Annotated in this window: 1 protein-coding gene; it reads left to right on the forward strand. The window is 75.7% G+C overall.

Features of this window, described 5'->3' with window-relative positions:
* The coding region (locus KZZ07_RS26885) for a LysR substrate-binding domain-containing protein (RefSeq protein ID WP_219520023.1) at nt 1–276 on the forward strand (276 nt) is incomplete at both ends.

Below are 276 nucleotides of genomic sequence, written 5' to 3' on the forward strand. Positions count from 1 at the left end.
GCTCTGGCCGCTAAGCAGGCCGGTCCGCTACCTCGCCTACGGCGAGGCCTCCGGGCTCGGGCGGATCCTCGCGGCGAGCGGGGTGGCGGCCGGCCACGAGCCGGCCTTCACGTCGCACCTGGCGGCGACGCTGATGACCATGGCGCAGGGAGGCGACGGTGTCGCGTGGCTCCCGGCGACGCTCGCGGAGGCGGCGATCGCGCGCGGCCTGCTCGTTCGGGCAGGTTCCCAGGAGCTGGACGTTCCGGTGGAGATCCGGCTGTTCCGGGCGCGGGG

The organism is Mameliella sp. CS4 (assembly GCF_019392335.1).
GTDB lineage: Bacteria > Pseudomonadota > Alphaproteobacteria > Rhodobacterales > Rhodobacteraceae > Antarctobacter.